The 16,209-nt window shown below is 48.2% G+C and carries 14 protein-coding genes; 8 read left to right on the top strand and 6 right to left on the bottom strand.

What is annotated here, in order from left to right:
- Window positions 1–60: 60 nt before the first annotated feature.
- The 4 genes from VNE01S_RS03165 to VNE01S_RS03150 all read left to right on the top strand — a co-directional run bounded on the left by VNE01S_RS03165 (window position 61) and on the right by VNE01S_RS03150 (window position 7,004).
- Window positions 61–1,797 (top strand): hypothetical protein, encoded by a 1,737-nt coding sequence (locus tag VNE01S_RS03165; protein WP_053395923.1) that lies wholly within the window; start codon window positions 61–63, stop codon window positions 1,795–1,797.
- Window positions 1,794–2,525: a DUF3726 domain-containing protein gene (locus VNE01S_RS03160; RefSeq protein ID WP_053395922.1), complete on the top strand. Its 732-nt coding sequence runs from the start codon at window positions 1,794–1,796 to the stop codon at window positions 2,523–2,525. Before VNE01S_RS03165 ends, VNE01S_RS03160 begins: the two co-directional genes overlap by 4 nt.
- 224 nt (window positions 2,526–2,749) lie before the next feature.
- The gene (locus VNE01S_RS03155; protein WP_053395921.1) at window positions 2,750–4,798 is read left to right on the top strand and encodes a TonB-dependent receptor; all 2,049 of its coding nucleotides are present in this window, start codon (window positions 2,750–2,752) and stop codon (window positions 4,796–4,798) included.
- A gap of 100 nt (window positions 4,799–4,898) precedes the next feature.
- Window positions 4,899–7,004 carry a TonB-dependent receptor family protein gene (locus tag VNE01S_RS03150; protein ID WP_053395920.1) on the top strand — a complete coding sequence of 702 codons (2,106 nt, stop codon included), beginning with the start codon at window positions 4,899–4,901 and terminating at the stop codon, window positions 7,002–7,004.
- Between the two features lie 70 nt (window positions 7,005–7,074).
- Here the strand turns inward: VNE01S_RS03150 and VNE01S_RS03145 are convergent, their stop codons facing one another.
- From VNE01S_RS03145 to amrB, 3 genes are all read right to left on the bottom strand, one after another.
- A complete protein-coding gene (locus VNE01S_RS03145; RefSeq protein ID WP_053395919.1) occupies window positions 7,075–7,560 on the bottom strand; it encodes a peptide-methionine (S)-S-oxide reductase in 486 nt (161 codons plus the stop codon).
- Window positions 7,561–7,631: 71 nt separating this feature from the next.
- A complete protein-coding gene (gene amrA / locus VNE01S_RS03140; RefSeq protein ID WP_053395918.1) occupies window positions 7,632–8,210 on the bottom strand; it encodes an AmmeMemoRadiSam system protein A in 579 nt (192 codons plus the stop codon).
- Window positions 8,188–8,991: an AmmeMemoRadiSam system protein B gene (gene amrB, locus VNE01S_RS03135; protein WP_053395917.1), complete on the bottom strand. Its 804-nt coding sequence runs from the start codon at window positions 8,989–8,991 to the stop codon at window positions 8,188–8,190. The genes amrA and amrB overlap by 23 nt, the downstream gene beginning before the upstream one ends.
- A 64-nt stretch (window positions 8,992–9,055) precedes the next feature.
- Here amrB and amrS point away from each other — a divergent pair, with 64 nt between their 5' ends.
- The 4 genes from amrS (at window position 9,056) to VNE01S_RS03115 (ending at window position 12,722) form a co-directional block, all read left to right on the top strand.
- Window positions 9,056–10,144, top strand: a complete 1,089-nt coding sequence (gene amrS / locus VNE01S_RS03130; protein WP_053395916.1) for an AmmeMemoRadiSam system radical SAM enzyme — start codon at window positions 9,056–9,058, stop codon at window positions 10,142–10,144.
- Between the two features lie 204 nt (window positions 10,145–10,348).
- Window positions 10,349–11,080, top strand: coding sequence for a nicotinamide riboside transporter PnuC (gene pnuC / locus VNE01S_RS03125; RefSeq protein WP_053395915.1), 732 nt, complete (start codon window positions 10,349–10,351; stop codon window positions 11,078–11,080).
- A gap of 11 nt (window positions 11,081–11,091) precedes the next feature.
- Window positions 11,092–11,823: a nucleoside phosphorylase gene (locus VNE01S_RS03120; protein ID WP_053395914.1), complete on the top strand. Its 732-nt coding sequence runs from the start codon at window positions 11,092–11,094 to the stop codon at window positions 11,821–11,823.
- 218 nt (window positions 11,824–12,041) lie between these two features.
- Window positions 12,042–12,722, top strand: coding sequence for a Crp/Fnr family transcriptional regulator (locus tag VNE01S_RS03115; RefSeq protein WP_053395913.1), 681 nt, complete (start codon window positions 12,042–12,044; stop codon window positions 12,720–12,722).
- Between the two features lie 107 nt (window positions 12,723–12,829).
- Here the strand turns inward: VNE01S_RS03115 and VNE01S_RS03110 are convergent, their stop codons facing one another.
- Genes VNE01S_RS03110 through VNE01S_RS03100 form a run of 3 tightly spaced genes read right to left on the bottom strand, consistent with a single transcriptional unit; the run spans window position 12,830 to window position 16,136 of the window.
- Window positions 12,830–13,969, bottom strand: coding sequence for an ABC transporter ATP-binding protein (locus VNE01S_RS03110; protein ID WP_053395912.1), 1,140 nt, complete (start codon window positions 13,967–13,969; stop codon window positions 12,830–12,832).
- Window positions 13,970–13,978: 9 nt separating this feature from the next.
- Window positions 13,979–14,713, bottom strand: coding sequence for an HAD family hydrolase (locus VNE01S_RS03105; protein WP_053395911.1), 735 nt, complete (start codon window positions 14,711–14,713; stop codon window positions 13,979–13,981).
- A complete protein-coding gene (locus tag VNE01S_RS03100) occupies window positions 14,703–16,136 on the bottom strand; it encodes a CehA/McbA family metallohydrolase (RefSeq protein WP_053395910.1) in 1,434 nt (477 codons plus the stop codon). Before VNE01S_RS03100 ends, VNE01S_RS03105 begins: the two co-directional genes overlap by 11 nt.
- Window positions 16,137–16,209: the final 73 nt, after the last annotated feature.

Raw genomic sequence — 16,209 nt, 5'->3', positions numbered from 1 at the left:
TTCCTCCTGCATCCGTACAAACCCTAGTATTCTTACAATAACAAATAGGTGGTGAGCAAAATGGATGCACATCGTTCTACTTATACGGAAGCAACTATGCGCGACGCAGCGATTGTCATGGCAGCCGAAAGGCTTGGCGCAATGCACCAAAACCGAATCAGCTTTGTTCGTAGTCTGATTCGTAATATGGCAAGCCAAAACTGGCAAGTCATCAAGCATGAATGGCAACTTTGTCCGCGTGGTTATGGTCACGTGATTTACAAATTGACCACGCCAGAGCACGTTTATCATTTGGTGGTATTCTGTGATGAAATTGCTGATGACGAGCGTAATGACCGCGTAATTGCTGAAAAGTGGGACGTCACATTCGCACTGGTTCAAGGCGATGTTGATGTTACTTTGTTAGAAAGATTGCGAGCAAATGTACCGCTGCAAGAAGCGGGACGTAATCCGAATAACGTGCTTGTTCTGGCTCGTGCAAACAAAAGCGTGCGCGTGTTTGAACACATTGTTAGCGCACTTTCTCAAGGCAAGCAGCCCGAGCCGAAAGAGTTAGCGGAAGTCGGTTATATCCTGCGTACCACTGCTGTGTATGGTAACGGAAAGTTTGGTATCGCCGATTTCAAACTGCTGGAGAACAACCCAGATTTCAGCCAGTCTTTTAGTGCGCAAATGTGCGCGGTGTATATGTTGCGTGAATTCAGCCTGGATTGGGTACACTATCTGGCACTTCAGCAAGGTGGCGACAACGCGGTGGCATTGCATCGTGGTTTACAGCGTTACCTTGGTGTCGGCAACGCCACTGGCTTAGGCATGGCCCCATATTTGATTAATCACCCGTGTATCGTTGACCAATGGATGACCTCTCGCGAGCGTGCGGTAGCGCGAGTCTTTGCCATGCCATGTGAAGCTTCATTCCATGCTCCTTTACAAGGATTACTACATAAAGCGCAGCGTCATTTAGAGCAAGTCATCACCATCAATGAACATCAAGACAGGCTTAATCACCAAGCGATAGCAGACATCAAACAACTGCTATCAGAGCTAACAACGTTAATGGCATCACATCCGAACTGGGCGAGTTTGGTCGAGCAAAAGAAAACAATGAGTGTGGAAGCCCAAGAAATCCTCACCTCTTGCTTGATCGAGCTCTACCCATCTTTAGTGGACGAATTTGCCAGCCAAATGAATACGGATGAAACGCTATCGATTCCGGGCGGGAAAAAGATCCAAGATTTACTGGAAGTGTTGCAAAGCAAATACCTCTGGGCGATTGATGCCGATTACTCACTAGCCGAGAACAACTACTGGTTCTGGTATCGCTCGCAAGACAAAGAAGAGCCAAGGCTTGGTGTTCGTGGGGAGGAATCAGGAGAAGAAAAAGAACTGCCGCTTGATATCGGCAGACAAGTGAATCGCTTGTACCACGCTTTGCTTGGTTGTGATGAAGAAATGTCCGTAGCGGAGTTTTTGTTGCAGAACCCGACTTATCGTTCGATCACACGTCGTGTATGGACGTTAGGTAACCGAGCAATGGGTGATATTCAAATGAACGTGCTGCGCCAAGATGCACTGCCAATGCACTTATTGCGCTGTAAATTGGCGATCTTTGGTGCGACTAAGTTTGATCCGCGCTCGGATCGTTGGGTTCGAGTAACTTTCTTCCAAGGTGCGCCGCTGTTAGATGAAATTCACGATCCTAAACTGGCAGATACATGGATTTTCCCAAGCATGCCAGAAAGTGAAGAAATTGCGCAAAGTGACAATCAAAAAATCAACGGAGGATTTGCATTATGATCGTCTCGCACAACGAATTGGTGGCCGCGGTTAATAAGGCATTTCTTGGCATGCGCCGTCACTGTGGTGAGGCGGATGTCATTGCGAACATGGTGGCGGATTTGCAAATGGTTGGCTTGCACGGGGTGCGTCACTTTAATAACGCCAGCCTGTTTCTTGGGTTAGATTCGGACTGCGCCGTATCGGTGACCAACAGTACGCCATCGAGTATTGAGATGGAGTTACACAATGGCAGCGTGGCGTGTCACTTACCTGCCGTATTGGATTTTGCGCTTGAGAAAATGATCAACAGCAAGTCGATTACTATCACATTGAAACAGTGTCATAACCGCTGGTTAGGCTTCAGTGAGTTGTTGAAGCTCTCTGCGAAAGGCATCGCATGTCGCGCGCAATGGGTCAATGGTACGAGTCCGAAAGGGATACTTTATGTGTTGAATCGTGGTTGTGTCGCTCCTGAGGTGTTCTTCTCTGAGCGAGTCGAAGAAGATAACTGTGATTATCACGCTATGACTATCGAGCTGTCAGTGAATGACTTTGATATCACCCAAAGCGCACAAGGCTATTCCACACATATTACAGGCGAAGCGTTGAGTCAGGCGCAGAGTACTTCTTGGCAAGAAGGCATTTTTGTTGAAGACCAAGAGTGGGAAACACTGAAACAAACCGCTACAGCCTTACTGGTAGAAAATAGTGAACGTTCTATGCAAGGCGCGGGTGGCGTGGTCTAGATGACACCCAGATGCAAAGTAAGAATTGAGGCTGCCATTGTGTGCAGCCTTTTTTTATTTTCAACGGCTTAAGAATGTAGTGAAAATGGAATGGATGTGTTTTTCTTGTGAGTTTTATTCATAAGGCAAACAAATATAGAACATTAAAAATATATTGCAAACATAAATGATATTTGTTTTCATTCGTATCCAGTTGATTTTACAAACTCAAATGGAACTGAATAATGAACAAACGCCTGCCCTTGCACCCCATTGCGTTAGCTGTTGGCGCATCACTCGCTACTCTTACTTTTTCCTCTTCAACTCTGGCGTCAGAAGATGTAACAACAGCAAAAACGAATTTAGATACGTTGACGGTATACGGGCACAAATACGAAGGCTACGCGGAGCATTCTCCTCAATCAGGGACCAAGACTGATGTCGAGTGGCTGGATGTGCCTCAAGCGGTCTCTGTCGTGACCAAAACCGAAATGCAAGACAGAGGCGCCGCGCGATTAGTTGACGCATTAGATGGCGTAGCTGGCGTCAATAACACCCTTGGGGAAGGTAGTCGCGACCAGTTTGTGATTCGTGGCTTTGATGCGTTGAACGATATGTACCGTGATGGCATGCGAGATGATGGCACGCTGCAGTCTTACCGCAGTTTAGCCAATATCGAGCGTGTTGAGGTCGTTAAAGGCCCAGCTGGGGCACTTTATGGCCGTGGCTCGGCGGGCGGCATCATCAACTTAGTCACTAAGCGAGCTAACGGCGAAACCTTCACCCATGTCAATGGTAGTGTCGGAAGCAACAGCCAATTTATCGGCCAAGTCGATAGTTCTGGCTCTTTCTCTGATAACGTCAATGGTCGAATTAATTTGGAGTACCGTCAGGCCGACTCTTATGTAAGCCATGTTGACTCAAATGACTTCTTTATTGCGCCCACCCTACGAATCATGCCCGCAGATGGCCACGTCGTTGATATCGATGTTGAATACGCGCACCAAGAGTTAGTTCCGTATCGCGGAGTACCGTCCAAAGATGGCAAACCAGTTGACGTGCCAGTTAAGACTTACTTTGGTGGTACCGATGATTTTCAAGAGTCTGACAGTGTACGCTTGGCGGTCAACTATGAGTGGCGTTTAAATGACCAGTGGGTCTGGAACAACCGTGCGTCTTACAACCATATTGAGTTGGAGCATAAAGGGACGCGTCAAGGCACGGTAACGGGAGATCAAGTTTCTCAAACCGCTAACACTTTTGGTTACGATCCTCGCACGAGTACTGCGCTTCAATCTGAATTGGTGTGGGAAACTGAAAACAATCAGCTGCTAATGGGGGCTGATTACAATCAGATTAATATCGACTTAACCTTGGCGGTTGATAGAACGCTTCCGTCACAAAACATTTATCATCCTGTGGTTGGCACAACCCCTAACCCTGGCTTTAAGCCATTTCGCGACAATACCACCAGCAGCACAGGACTCTATCTGCAAGATGTGTTGACGCTTGGTGACTTATCACTGATTGGTAATGTTCGCTATGACTCTATGGATTTGGAACAGCAAAAGGTTGGCTCAGAGAAAGAGTACCTAGATGACAGCAAACTCAGCTACCGCACTGGTTTGGTATACCGCATTAACTACGATGTTTCGCTGTATGCAAGTTTAGCTCGTTCTTGGCAGCTTCCATATTCGGGTATTTACATCAATCCCAAGTTGGCGGAATTTTTCCATACAGACCTAAAAGAAGTCGGGGCAAAAGCGTACTTATTGAATGATGCGTTAATGCTGAACGCGGCCGTGTTCCAAATCGATCAAGAGCAGCCACAAACTAATGTGGAAGGAGATGTGATTGACAAAGTGGAAGCGCGTCATCAAGGAATAGAGCTTGAAGCTCGTGGTCAGATTAACGATCAGTGGGATATTTCCATCGGTTACAGCTACCTGGACGCAGAAGATAAAGAGACAGGTAAAAAGCCAAATGATGTGTCTGATCATCTGTTCTCACTTTGGAGTTCTTACCAACTTGATGAGAATTGGCGATTCGGCGGTGGTTTGAAGTATGTCGGTGACCGTTACTCAGGTAATAGTGAAACGGTGGCTTTGGGAGATTACACCACCGTAGATTTAGTGGCAGCGTATACATCTGGCCGTCATAAAGTACAAGCCAACGCTTACAACATCTTTGATGAAAAATACATTCTGGGCGCAACGAATGGTAAATCTGGCCTTAACCAAATCGGTTACGGCGCACCAGCGGAATTCATGCTCAGCTATGGCTACCAGTTTTAAATCATCTTGAAACCTATTTACCTCATTTCGAGGTCATGAAGCCTTTTGGGCTATGACATATCAGTCTGTTGTAGCCCTAACCCCCCTTAAAGGAGAACCAATGTCTTACCAGAATTTGGATGGAAAAGTGTGCCTGAGATATAGCCTGCTAGCCGCTGCTATCGCAACAGCAACGTCTATGAATGCCGTAGCGAATACCGAAACCACCAATTTAGATACCGTAGTAGTGAGTGCCAGTGTGATTGGTGATTCGCAAACCGAGGATGTCAAAGAGTACCCCGGTGCGCGTACGGTTATCGACAGAGAACAGATGGAAAAAACGGCGTCGCAATCTATCGATATGGCGTTGCAGCGTGTGCCTGGTATTAAAGTGCAAGATGAATCTGGCACAGGTGTTTTACCTAATATCTCCGTGCGCGGTCTCAAAGCCAGCCGCAGTGGTCATGCGCAGTTCTTAATGGACGGCGTGCCTCTCACATTAGCACCATATGGCCATACGGGTCAGTCGATCTTCCCTGCTACTTTGTCGATGCTTGATCGAATCGATATTGTACGCGGCGGCGCGGCAGTGCAGTACGGACCGAACAACGTTGGTGGTGTGATTAACTTAGTCACCAAACCCATCCCACATCTGTGGGAAACCGAGATTGGCAATCGCCTGACCGTGTTTGAAGGCGGCGATACGCCGTTAAATGACCTCTACCTGAGAACGGGTGGTTGGTTGAGTGATACTTTCGCGCTGCAACTGGAAGGGAACTTCCTAAAAGGGGAGAGTTTCCGTGAGCATTCAGACACTGAGGTAAAAAACTTCCAAGCGAAGGCGCAATGGTTACTGAGTGACTCGCAAGAGCTACAAGCCTTTCTTCAGCGTTATGATGCAGACACACAAATGCCAGGTGCTTTGTCGCCGGATGCTTACGAGCAAGATCGTCATCAGTCCCAGCGCCCATACGATGAGTACCAGGGTGAATCGACGCGCTGGAGTGTGAAATATCTACAGGATTTAGATTTAGCGGACAGCGCAGAGCTTGAAGTAATGACCTTTGGTCACCGCTCAGAGCGTTTCTTCCAGTGGGGATTCCTCGCTGGTGGTGAACATTGGGCGGATCCTTCTCAGGCATCAACTCATATTCGTACTTCGCCGCGTGAATTCCGTGTGTACGGTATCGAACCTAAGCTGGCGGTGTTTGTTGATGGTACATCGGTGACACAAAACTGGATTGTTGGGACTCGTTACGTTAATGAAGATATTGATTACAAGCTAACTCAAACACCAATTGCTGGCGGTGCAACCGATATAAAGCGTGACTGGCACCTAGATACCGATGCATATGCGGGCTATGTCAGTAATGAAATTGGCCTGTTTAATGATGCGTTAAAAATTACTCCGGGGCTTCGTCTTGAATCTGTTCATATGACTTTTGAAGATCTAAGTACGGAAGAAAAAGCGCATAACAGCGTGACAGAGTGGTTGCCTGGCCTGACGGTGGCATACAACGTCAACGAGCAATGGGTGACGTATGCAAACGCGCAGAAATCGCTGCGTGCTCCGCAGATTGCTTTCATTCGAGGCAAAGGCGAAGAGGGGAGCGAACTGTCCTGGAACTACGAGTTGGGTGCACGCTATACCCAAGGTACAACCAGCTTTAACGCGGCGTTGTACCGCATCGACTTTGAAGATCAACTGCAGTACCAAGTTGCGACGGCGACTTTCGACAACATTGGTAAAACGTTGCATCAAGGCTTAGAGCTTTCAGCTCGTTATGCGTCTGCGTCATTGCCTGAGCTTAGCCTAGGTGCAAGCTACAACTACTTGGATGCAACGCTTGAAGAAGAAGGGGAAACCAAAGGTAACCAGCTGCCTCATACGTCTAAGCATCAGCTCAGCTGGGATGCAACCTACGCATTTACAGGCTTTGATACTACTTTGTCGGGCTTCTACTTCAGCAAAGCGTATACAGATAACAAGAATACCAGTGAAGAGGACGCAATCGGAGCGAAGGGCCAAGTACCGTCTTACATGATATGGAACTTTAACTTAGGCACCGATTTGTACAAAGATGAAGCAAGTACGTTACGCATGAACCTGGCGGTGAATAACCTGTTTGAAGAGGATTACTACTTCCGCGGTATTGATACCAGTCCGGCTGGTCGCTACCCAGCACCAGGCCGTTCTTATACCTTGGACATTAACTACCAGTTTTAATTGGTCTTAGGTTGTAAAAGAAAGTGAGTCGCCTACGCCAGTGGGCGACTTTTTTCGTTTGGGCTTGAAACTATGACTTATTCTTGTACTTGTACAAAAGATCTAAGGGGAGGTGACAAAAGCTGTGATCTTCGGGGTGTAAGCTCAATCGGTTCTGATGTTCTTGATCGCTTTGCACGTAGTTAGATAACGGCAGCACTTCGACGACGATCTTAGCGGCGTCTTCTCGGGCCAAAATATGCTGTTTTACTCGCTCCAAATGTTCAGGATTTACAGTATAAATTCCCGTCCGATATTTCTTACCCACATCGTGCCCTTGCTGGTTTAAACTATACGGGTCGATGATTTCAAACAGATAATCAGTCAGTTGCTCAACCGACACCTGCTCTGGGTCAAACTGCGTGCGTACACACTCTGCGTATCCATCATAGCTGCCTTCCGTGGTGTTGGTTGAACCGTTGGCGCGGCCCGCTTCGGTTGAGATCACGCCAGGAAGGTGCTTGAGAAACTCTTGTACTCCCCACAGGCAGCCACCAGCCAGATAAATTTCTTCCATTTTCGATTTATGCTCTTTTGGTTCATTGAGCGAGACTCTAACAAAATTGTCCGTCGTCGTGAATGACGCCTCTAATTACTGCTGATCACTTCGGTCGTGAAGCGATGAAGGAGGATGTCGTGGCTCCAGTAATTTTTGGGCCAGCCGCCTTTCTTCTTCAACTCGGTAACAAACAATTCGGGCGTGTTTAATGAATGCCATACCGAAGGGAGAAACACCGCGCGGTGAGTATCATCTTCGAGCAGCAGTCCGTCAATATTGGGTTGGAGAGTATTCAGTAAGGCTGGCTCACCTTCGTTTGGCATTGGCACAAGTGGAGATAATATGGAAATTTCTAGGCTCAAATTCGCTCTATCTTCCGTGGTAAGTGGGGGAAAGCGTCTGTCTCTAAATGCGCTCGCGTAGGCGTTCTTGCACGCGTTTTGCCACAATGGTTCACTCGCTTCTAACGAACCGATACAACCACGCAGTTTCCCGTGGTGCAGTAAAGTGACAAAGCAGGCTGCGGGTAGCAAAAGCTCGTCACTGTCGGGAGGCTTGGGTAACAGCAATCCTTTGCCAAGCAAGGCGTTGTCTAACACTGCCCAAATTAGATTCAGTAAGGTGTCACGGGCATTTTTGCTCAAGTTAGTACAAGACGAAACTGGCATAACCCACCACCTTTTTGATCAGTTTCGGAGAACGTTGTTCATGATGCGCAATAATGTCGCCAGAATTGTTATGCGTGACACACTTGATCTGCCAGTGCTGTTCTTTCGCATATTTCAGCAGGCCATTGATGCTGTAACAGCCACAAGCCTGATCAGGGTGAATATCGGTGTTTAGCGCTAGGATATGATCAATAGTGATTGAATCAATGTTGTTGGCTTCCACATAAGGGTGGTAGTGGCTGAGATCGCTACTCACCACAATCAAGGTATCAGGTTGTTGAGCTGCGATTGCCAATATTTGGCGAACGTTTTCAGCGTCAGAACGACCAACTACGATAGGAAGCAACGTAAAATCGTCGAGGCAATATTGTAAAAAAGGTAACTGGACTTCCAAAGAATGCTCCCAATGATGGGCTTTGGCAGATTCGACCGCCAATTTCTCGCGAGTTAGGGATTTGGCGAGCTGCCTATCTATGCTGACTTCGCCCATGGGAGTAACAAAAATATCACTATTTGGTACGGCGCAGCCTTCTAGAGCCACATAATGGCTAGGTCCGAATAAAATGACGCGAGAGAAAGGCCGCTCGGCATTGTTGATTAAGCGGTACGCTGCCGCTGCCACCAGACCAGAGTAAAAATAGCCCGCATGCGGAACAATCAATGCTTTGGGTATTATCGAATCGGAAGGTTCAGCGGCGAAATACTCGGCCATCAGATGCCTGAGATCGGCACTTGCACTGGGGTAAAATTGGCCTGCGACGGCGGCTTCCCGGTATCTCATTTTCTTCCCACGCGATTTGCATCAACTATACTTCCAGTGTAGGTCATCAGATGGCAAATTCACTATGCAAAGTACTCCTCCTGACTATTTCCCCACCAAGTACTGGCACCAACTAGACGATGGCCGAGTGTGCTGCGATGTGTGTCCACGCAAATGTACCTTACGTGAAGGAAAACGTGGCGCGTGCTTTGTACGCATGCACAAAAACGGCGAAATCGTGCTAACCAGTTATGGGCGATCGTCTGGCTTTTGTATTGATCCGATAGAGAAAAAACCGCTCAATCATTTCTTTCCGGGGTCGAGCGTGCTCAGCTTCGGTACGGCAGGTTGTAACTTGAGTTGTCAGTTCTGTCAAAACTGGGATATCAGTAAGTCGCGTGAATTTGATACCTTATGTGACTCAGCCATGCCAGAGGTTCTCGCGCAATCGGCGTCAAGATATGGCTGCAAAAGCTTGGCGTTTACTTACAACGATCCGGTTGTGTTTATGGAGTACGCCGTCGATGCCGCCCAAGCTGCGCGCGATTTGGGGCTGAAAAGCGTGGCGGTGAGCGCAGGTTATATGTGCGAAGCACCAAGAGCAGAGTTCTATCGCTATATGGACGCGGCCAACATTGACCTAAAAGGATTTACCGAACACTTCTACCACAAAATCTGCCATGGTCATTTGCAGCCCGTTCTTGAGACTATTCTCTACTTGAGGCATGAAACCGACGTATGGTTTGAGCTGACTACCTTATTGATCCCCGGAGAGAATGACAGCGACCAAGAGCTCAATGCGATGTGCCAATGGATCGCGGAAAACTTAGGGCCCGATGTACCACTGCATTTCAGTGCCTTTCACCCCGATTTTAAAATGCTCGATAAACCGCGTACACCTCTTAGCACCTTACTGCGCGCTCGCACTATCGCCCTTAACCACGGCTTGCATTTTGTCTATTGTGGCAACGTTCATCACTCCGAGTCTGACTCGACCTATTGTCCTAACTGCGCCACACGGGTGATTGAGCGAGACTGGTATAAGCTTGGCGATTATGCGCTGGACGATAAAGGCCACTGCACCCATTGCGGGCACAAAATACCGGGCCGATTTTCTGGGCCAAGGGATAACTTTGGCCCCCGCCGTATACCCGTAGCCATTCATCAAAACTGATTTTTACTGGGGTTTCTGAAGCGCCTACAGAGTGAGAGCCAACGGCTTATCTCTTATCCAAAGCGGCTGCATTAAGCACTTCAGGGTGACTATTGATCTGATTTATGATCGTGTGCACGAAGGGGAGGACAAATGTCCTCCTTTTTGCTGGCCCCTACGCCATAAGATGAGCACTTCAAAACACAATAATAAAAGGACATCGTCATGGACTTATTTGCCCTACTCGATATCAATAACACCCTAGTTAACATCCCGATTGGTGGCGGTTACGCAATGAGCTGGATTGAAGCGTTCGGCACCGTGTTTGGCTTGCTGTGTATTTGGTTTGCGAGCCAAGAGAAAACCATCAACTACTTGTTCGGCTTACTGAATGTCACCCTATTTGCCGTTATCTTCTTCCAAATTCAGTTATACGGACTCCTTCTTCTTCAGCTGTTTTTCTTCTGCGCCAATATTTACGGCTGGTATGCGTGGACAAGGCCAAACGCTGAGGGTGAAACGCTGGAAGTTCGCTGGTTAAGCAAACAAAAACTGATAGTGACAGGGTCTATTTCTATCGCGGCTATAGGCTTGCTCACACTCTACATTGACCCATTTTTCTTGGCGTTGGCGAACATTGCGGTGGATACGATGAACGTGTTTGGCGCGAACTTGGCCACCCCTGCGCTAGAACCGGATGCGTTCCCATTTTGGGATGCGACCATGACAGTATTGTCTGTCGTTGCACAAATTTTAATGACACGTAAGTACGTAGAAAACTGGATGCTGTGGGTTGTGATCAACATCATCAGCGTGGGTATCTACGCTACGCAAGGCGTGTACGCCATGTCTGTTCAATACGCAATTCTTATGTTTATTGCCGCTAACGGCACGCGTGAATGGGCACGCAGTGCGAAGCGCAATGGCGATAAAACCCTGGTTCAAGCAACAGCTTAAAGGTTAATTATATGGCTAAACAACCACATATCGGAGTCGATGAAACCCAAGTAGCACCACTGGTGATTGTTTGTGGTGAACCGGACCGAGCGAATCGTATTGCAAATCTGTTTGATGAGGCAGAGCTGATCTCTGAAAACCGTGAATACCGAGTATTTACAGGTAAGTACAAAGGTAGGGCAGTTTCCGTGTGCAGTACCGGGGTCGGTGCGCCGTCGATGATTATCGCTGTCGAAGAGTTAAAACAGTGCGGTGTGACTCATGTGGTTCGTGTGGGATCGGCGGGGGCGATGCAATCAGGTATCGAACTGGGTGAGCTGATTGTGGCTGAAGGCGCGGTCAGAGACGAAGGTGGCTCTAAAGCGTATGTCGAGCCATCTTATCCGGCATATGCCAGCTTCTCGCTGTTGAAAGAGTTAGATGGCTGGTTGTCTCAGCAAGCCACGCCATATCACTTTGGTACTGTGCGATCTCACGACAGCTTTTATACCGATGATGAAGACGCGATTTGCCAATACTGGAACAAAAAAGGCGTGCTGGGGGCAGATATGGAAACTTCCGCGCTTTATGCCGTCGGCCGATTGCGCGGCCTGAAAGTGGCTGCCATTTTGAACAACGTGGTGCTCTACCAACAGGATGTGAAAGAAGGCATTGGTCAGTATGTAGACGAAGTACAAGTGACCATGGCAGGAGAAAAACAAGCCTCTGTGGCGGCGCTCGAGGCGTTGATTGCTCAAGTCTAGACGGCGGTAAGACAGTTTTGTTACCAATGATAAAAGCGGCAGGGCACTGTCGCTTTTTGTTTTTCTGGCAAGGTTTAAAACCAGTGGGATACGCTCTGGAGTATAAATAAGTGTTTACTCATTATTATCTTGCGCAGAGCCACTTTTTTAACATATTAATCTGAGCACTTAATGATTCAATTGGTATTATTCACGAGTTCCTGTCTAGAGAAGATTGTATGAAAATCAGTCCTTACCCTACTGGCCGTTTTAAAACCCATTTAGAGCAAAAAAGTGCGGAGTTTCGCGATTTGATTTACCAATGCCAAGTGAGCACTCGCTACTTTGATACTGGCGAAGAAATCTTGCGCCAGGGCGAGCAGTTGCACTACATGTATGTGGTTCCGGTTGGGCGGGTATCGATGAGTATTATCGCCGCGAACGGCCGACGTTTTCAGTTGGGTGAAGCAAACTGTGACTACCACATTTATGGGGAAATGGAATACTTTACCCAAACGCCATGTCAGTGGAATGTGGTGGCAGACGAACACATGCAAGTGGATGTGATTTGTTTGCAGAAGCTGACTGATGCCTTGTATCGGAACCCTGAAATGATGGTTTTCTTTGCTTCTGCATTGGCCGAAGATTATCAAGACTCAATGAGTATCTACACCAACCGTTTGTTGCACTCTATTTCTTACAACATTGCTTACGACTTGCTGACCCAAAAGCAAACCAACACGCTGTTGGGTGGCTTTGAGAAAGTAAACCAAGAAGCGGAACGGTTTGGCACGTCTGGGCGTGTTTACCGCCGAGCGGTGAAAGAGCTGATGGATAAAGGGCTGATCTGCAAAGGAGAGCAAGGGTTAGAGATCTTAGATGAAGTTGCCCTTAAAGCCTTCTTAGACGCGTATGAGTAGAAAGTTTGGGACAATACGATATGGAATAGCACGCCAGTGACCGAAAGCCACTGGCGTTATTGTTTGTGTCACATTGTTTGCACTACAGTTTGTCTTCACTACAGTGTTTAGCCACTGGCTTGTGTCAGAGCCTGCTCGGTCTCAAGGTCAAACAGGTGACAGTGCGTGGTATTGAAACTGAGCATCACAGGCTCGCTATCTTTTACTAGTCTATCGGCGTCAAACGGGATACGAGCAATCATCTTATCGCCACCGAGTTGAAAGTAGAGGTAGAGCTCGTTGCCCATGGATTCCACCACGCTTAAGGTATGGCTTTGCGTGTTAACGTCGGTAGCCAAAGCATCATGGTTTGCTAAGCGAATATGTTCTGGGCGGATACCGAACCAGACCCATTTCCCGCGATGCTGACGTGCCAGAGATTGCTTCTCTGGTGGCAGTTGCCAAAGTGTGCCGTTTTGGCTAATCACATGCATCACATCATCCACTTCATCAATACGTGCTTTGACGATGTTCATCGCGGGTGAGCCGATAAATCCTGCGACAAACTTGTTGGCTGGGTAGTGATACAGGTTCATTGGCGTATCCACCTGCATGATCTCGCCTTGGTTGAGCACGCAGATGCGGTCGCCTAAGGTCATGGCTTCGACTTGGTCATGCGTTACGTAAATCATGGTGGCGTTTTGCCCTTCGGCTTTTAAATCGTTGTGCAGTTGAGCAATGCTGACTCGGGTAGACACACGCAGTTTGGCATCCAGGTTAGACAGGGGCTCATCAAACAAGAACACATCGGGTTTGCGGACCATAGCGCGCCCAAGTGCGACACGTTGCCTCTGCCCGCCTGACATCTCGCCCGGTTTGCTGTCCAGCAAGTGTTCAATCTCTAGAGTTTTCGCCGCTTCAGCAATGCGCTGTTCGATTTCGTGCTTTGGCAGTTTTTGTTGCTTGAGACCAAATGCCATGTTCTCGTAGACCGACATATGCGGGTAAAGCGCGTAGTTCTGAAACACCATCGAGATGCCACGGTCTTTAGGTGGTAAATCATTAACACGCTTATCACCGATGTACACTTCACCGTTAGAAATCTCTTCTAAACCCGCGATCATTCGCAATGTGGTCGATTTTGCGCAGCCCGATGGACCAACAAACACCATGAACTCGCCTTCACGGATATTTAGGTCAACGCCATGCACTGCTTTGAAACCGTTTGGGTAGGTCTTTTCTACCCCTTTTAACGTGACTTCAGCCATTGTCAGTCCTTAAATCAATTCATTAAATGCGTGAGCGTCAAAGTGCGCTACCGAAGGGATCACCAAATCGGCGATCGGCTCCAGCTCGCTTCTTAGCGCGGTTCCGGTTAAAACCCCGACCTTCTTGGCTCCTGCGTTGTGGCCAAACTCCATATCTGACACGGTATCACCAAACATGATCACCTCATGCGGTTCGATGCCACATTGCTGGCAAAACGCGTTAAGTAGCGCGGGGGCAGGTTTAGGCTCGATATCCCCGTCGGAATAGCCAATGTAATCAAACAGGTCGCTCAGCCCTGATTGCGCTAAGGTGTACAAGGTCGAGTCCTTGGTGTCCGCCGTCGCGATGCCTAAAATCATGCCTTGTTGCTTTAACGATCCCAGCTTTTCCGTGATCCCTGGCAGGGCAGCAATCCAGTCTGGGTTATCTTCCACTTGATCATTAAACGCGGCTTTGGTCACGCGGGTAAATGCTTCCAGCGATACGTCCGGTTGCAGCATCTCAAACCAAGCTAACGCCGTGTCTTCTACGGGGTTTGACGCCAGTAAACCGTGGTTATGTACTATGTTACCTTCCACGCCGATGGCAGAGAGTAGCTCGACTATCGTGACAGTTTGATGGCCGCGATTCGCATCACTGTAGTTTTTGATTTGTTCGCAAGCGCTGCGAGACACGTTCAGCCACATATTGTGAAATTCCAGTAACGTGCCGTCTTTATCAAACAATAGTGCTTTAAACTTCATCACTATTTAGTTGCTCCATAAGTTCGCCCCAAGTGTTCACTAAAGGCGTGTTGAATATTGATTGGTTGCCGTTAAATACCGCGTTGATACAGCCTTCTAATTCACCGCGTTCTGCATCGCTTTGGGTGCGGCGAATGTCGATGCGGCACCATAGGTAGCCTTGCTCGACATGGATGTGAGTAGGCGTTTGAGAGAGGGGAACACGCGCGGTGACTTCGCCATCCACGACCACTTCTGCAAGGTAATCTTTTGAGGTGTCTGTGACGGATAGTGCGTAGTCCAGCGCTTGGCCTTGTGAGTCTTGCCCCGGTATCAATTGACCTTGGTTAATCTCAAATTGCAGCCCACAGCGGCGCTCGAAATACACGTGACCATTGCGCAGCCCAGCTAAAATGCCTTCGCCACTTAAACCATGACTGAAAACAAAAGTAGAAGGGTCGCCGTAAATAGAAGGTTCGTCTGCTTTGGGGTTGCGCTCGTGTGGTTCTAAATGAGAATCGCTGCCGCCAATCGCGGTGATTTTATGGCCGCAGTTCCACATCTCATTGAGTACAAGCAGTGCTTGCTCGGTAGCTTTGGGCGAGGTTGACCACGTTGGGTCACAACACACTTCGAAGCTGGATACTTGGCTTAGAGCCATTTCATCATAGTGCCAATGCCATGGCTTCATCATGGGGTGATTGATGCCGATAGACGTGTGGTCGGGCTTAGCCAGCGCAAGGCCTGCTTCGATAGTCGCTTGGCTTGAGTGCTCAATGTTTCTGAGATCGAGCGACTTAACGCCACCATGCACATTGAAGTGGCCTAAGTCGGTGGTGACTTCGACGCCCGGCAGAAATAAGCACTGCTCAGACACGGGTAATTTAGGCTGCGAGATATTGTGCTCGGTGAAAAAGAAGAAATCGAGCCTTTGTGCTTCGACGATGGCTTTCGCGGCTTCTAACGTATTGTGTCCATCTGAAAGTTGGGTATGGGCGTGCAGATCACCGCGATACCAACGCGATTCATCGTTAAGAACGGCGCTGTAATCGAATTCGATCTCATGGCTGCTGGTCACGGTATGGGCTAGCTCAAGCTCAGACGTTGTGTGAGGTTGGTTAAAGCTAACCTCAACCTGATACTGCATAGCGCGTTCAGTGCGAAATTCACCTTCAAGGTTATAAAGTTCGAGATACCACTCTCCGGCTACAATCGAGCCGTCAATAGCGCCTAAACCAGAATGACATGCTTGGATATCCAGCGATTTATTCGGTTTCTCAAGTAGCACTTTGCCGCGAAAGTGATCGTTCGCATCGTACACGGCGGCATAGAGAAAGCCTTTTGTTACCGTGGTGCCGGTAATCACGACAGAGTTGGCATCGGCTGGAACATCAAAATGAAGACGGACTCTGCCGAAAGGTAATTCACCTTGAAATTGGGTCATAATAGTCACCAAATTCGTCCGTTGTCGGACTGGGTCAAAGATAGCCCACCGCTATGATTCATAGAGCTAACCG

Origin of the sequence: Vibrio nereis NBRC 15637, from assembly GCF_001591105.1 — a bacterium.
GTDB lineage: Bacteria > Pseudomonadota > Gammaproteobacteria > Enterobacterales > Vibrionaceae > Vibrio > Vibrio nereis.
The sequence above is the reverse complement of the archived record's forward strand: the minus strand, read 5'-3'. Positions and strand labels throughout refer to the sequence as shown.